Raw genomic sequence first — 3,405 nt, 5'->3', positions numbered from 1 at the left:
TACATAAAATACTGGTCTAGTTTCGTGATGTCTTTTTTAAGCAATTTGTCCTTTGATAACTTCAAAAGATATTATTTTTCAGTTGACATACTACCGCAGGTCTTTTATACTCGAGATAGGTATATCCTAGTTTATCTTGATTATTTCTTTCTTGTTTGTCCTTATCCCCCGTGCTCCCTAGAAAGGTATCCCGTAAAGTTCGGGAGCGGCTACCGAATGTATCCAGCCGGGTTGCATCTTTCTTTCCGTCTAGTAATATGGTGATTAAACTTTGTGTAGTGACTGATTTTCCACTCATGTTTTCTCCCATTAGATGTAGCTTTCCGTTGATAAACTCAAATATATCATCCTTAAAGAACCAAAAGTTAAGGAATCCAGCTTGGTTTGGTCTCCATCGAGTATCTTTTGTCATGACGTTTTTTCAACTCCTCCACTTTCCCATTCAGTTTGTTTCATTTCCATCTCATAAGTACCACTTACCCGGCCAAGTGAATCATATAATACAAGATTTTCTCTGTCTTCTAGTTCATTGCAAAAGCCCCAACTCTTTAGGAAAGGAATAAACTCTTTACATATTTGCTTAGCACTCATTTGTCTATAACTTGCGGTCCATTCATCTCCATTTCGCTCCTTTAATGAATCTATTACTTGTAGAAACTCAGAGCGGGTCATTTGAATCTCCCCTTCCAACTCTTTATGGACTCTTCTCTCCTTGATAAGTTCCCTTACATAAAAAGATAGCTGCATAGTAAGATGACTTTCCATTTTCAAATTTGGAAATGTGGTAAGAGGTTTATAGGTTTCCGTCCTGGTTAACATTGCCCCAGTTTTATAGAATTCCAATTGGTAAGAACTAGTTTCTTCCACAAAGGATTCCACTTGTTCGATATTTCTCTTTAAGTAGTCATACAGACCTTCATCCAAATCTTGCTTTCGAATACTAGGTTCTATAAATAAACGCCTATTCAATTCGTGTTTTGGTAGGATGCCTGTTAACTCTTTTTCTAGTACCCTTTTCAATTTTAAAGACCGTGGGGACTGACAAGCTGTAATATCAAAAGGGAGATTTCTCATGAAGTAATGACTTTGGGTTTGTTTTTGAAATAACACTTGCTTTTTATCATCATCTTTAAAATCATCGATATTTTGGTCTAAAATCACGATAATTCCAAATTCCTCTAATGCTCGTACCACTCTTATAAGGGAAAGACGATTCTGATAACCACCATTACCTTCCCACTGTAGTCCTTCTTCTCCAGGAAAGTAATTTTTAATAGCTTTCGTTAGGTCTTCAGTAATGAATTCATTCGTGATTTGCTGCTCTAAAAAAGCCATAAAACAACATAAGATTACATAATCTCTCGGTCCTTTAAAACGTTCAATGCCCATCCATGGTTTAGGTGATGTTGTAACCTTTTCTAATTTAATAAAGTCTGGATGGACAAGTAAGTTGTACTTAAAATTTTCACTTACATAATAAGTGATCTGTTTTTGCAACCGCCTTATTTCATAATAGATATCTCGATTTTTCTTACGATCAATAAACATGTATTCAAATAAATATTCCACAAGTTCCTTCATACGGTCGGTAATACCGTTCTTTTCTTCCAATTACCTCACCTCTTTAAATTTAAATTCCAAGTCTTCCATTTCAAGAGTTCCGTCATCACAAACTAGTTTTATTCGATTTTCTGTAACGGCTATAGCTTCAAATGTTCTACCATCATCCGTAAAGCCATAACGTAATATACCTTTCTCTGAAATCTCGAAACTAGAACGACTTAACCACTCTAAAATTTCTTCACGTATACAAGCCGGAACCGGCCCTAAATCACGTACCCGAATCACTTTTGAAGATAAGTATTTAACTATATACTGTTGTTTTATTTCTCTTTCCTTTTCATACTCCTTGAGAAGTCTATACCGTTCTTCTAAATTTTCTTGTACTGCTTTTCGTTTCTTCCTCTCTTTCCGTTCTCTGTATTTGGATAGCAAGGTCAACTTGTCGCCTTTTATTTCCCATAAATCATTATTTTGTTGGTCAGTAGATATTGAATGTGCTCTGATGTGTTTTGTATTTTGAACACCAAAAAGATACGCAAATATTTCATGGCATTCATCCATATTTGATTTATTCATTTTTTCAAATAGTACAGCTGCGTGCAAATACTCATGCTGTCTATTTTTAACCTGACGATACTTCTCACCAATTTGTCTAATGAATTTTACAATTTGATCAATGGTTTCTTGTGTCTGTCTTAATAGAGATTCATAGCCACCGTTGTGATTAGATGAATCACTGGAAAACCATCGCATCATATATAACCAACTGTTTTCAAACTCTTGTATTTGTTCTTCTACGGAAATATTTTCAAAAATGAAGCGGTCACGATAGCATTTATGCTCGGCTGCAGCAAGAATTACTTTCTTCAATTTTGTTACCTCTATTTCTTTGAAAACAGAAATAATCAAATCTACTGTACGGTGTAGCGACAAAACGAAATCTTGTAAATAAGTAATGAAGTCATCCTTATAATGTAAAAAGGCCCATTCACCCTTCGCTACTTCCGTTTGTATTTTTTGATAATCAATATGAGATAAGTAACTAACCGAGTCAAATTGTAGCTTTTCAAATCGATAAAAAATATCACTCCAAAGTTCATAAATCTCTTGATTTACCTTCATATCTTTAACCCTTGGGATAGCATAATCTTTTAACGCATATGTTGTTTCTAGTAAGCGGGATACCAAAGAGCTATCAGTAGAACCTGTAATATTAGAACGTTTAGAATCTAGCTTTTCTAAGAACTGCTCAAACCCAATGGAGATTTCTGAGACACTGTATTGATAACGTTTTTTCAAAACATCTTCTAATTTTTCAGGTCCTCGAACATCCTGTCTGGCGACTAGATTCCCCCATTTTTCAAGTGACTCAAGATCCCGCTTTACATCATCAAGTGTATATGATGGAAATCCTCTTGTACTTTGCAGGAACTCTAGTACTTCATGTGGATACACAAATCGATTGGCTTGGAGGTAACGAGTATAACAATATTTGATGATGGGACGGTATACCCGTGTTTTATCAGTATTTAAATAAGTGGCTTCCTTTATCGGCGTTTGGATTATGGAAATATCAAACACCCTAATCACCCTTTCAATATTGTTTTTAATAGTATCGTCACATTGAAAGTATATATACTTATCTATGTCTCACTCTCAAATAAAATCTGATCAAAAACCATTCTCAAACAGTCATATTACGACAAAACAAAAGAATCCATTTTGAAAAAGATGAACAGCTCCCTGTCAAGTAGACAGTGGAAATAATAAAAAACACTTTAAGCGGCTTGAACCCTGTATTCTAATGGGCTTAAGCCGTTTAATTTTTCTTGGTAACGTTCA

At 34.9% G+C, this 3,405-nt stretch carries 3 protein-coding genes; all 3 read right to left on the bottom strand.

Annotated features, from left to right (window positions below; translation table 11 throughout):
• Positions 1-61 precede the first annotated feature (61 nt).
• From MR168_RS32500 to MR168_RS32490, 3 genes are read right to left on the bottom strand one after another with little or no spacing between them, the layout of a single operon-like run.
• Positions 62-412: a hypothetical protein gene (locus MR168_RS32500; RefSeq protein ID WP_194810845.1), complete on the bottom strand. Its 351-nt coding sequence runs from the start codon at positions 410-412 to the stop codon at positions 62-64.
• Positions 409-1,611: a TIGR02678 family protein gene (locus MR168_RS32495; RefSeq protein WP_153579218.1), complete on the bottom strand. Its 1,203-nt coding sequence runs from the start codon at positions 1,609-1,611 to the stop codon at positions 409-411. Before MR168_RS32495 ends, MR168_RS32500 begins: the two co-directional genes overlap by 4 nt.
• The gene (locus MR168_RS32490) at positions 1,612-3,144 is read right to left on the bottom strand and encodes a TIGR02677 family protein (RefSeq protein ID WP_074790064.1); all 1,533 of its coding nucleotides are present in this window, start codon (positions 3,142-3,144) and stop codon (positions 1,612-1,614) included.
• Positions 3,145-3,405: the final 261 nt, after the last annotated feature.

This window comes from Bacillus cereus group sp. BfR-BA-01356 (assembly GCF_022663635.1).
Classification (GTDB): Bacteria; Bacillota; Bacilli; order Bacillales; family Bacillaceae_G; genus Bacillus_A; species Bacillus_A cereus.
Note: the sequence above shows the minus strand (reverse complement) of the source record. Positions and strands in the feature narration are given on the sequence as shown.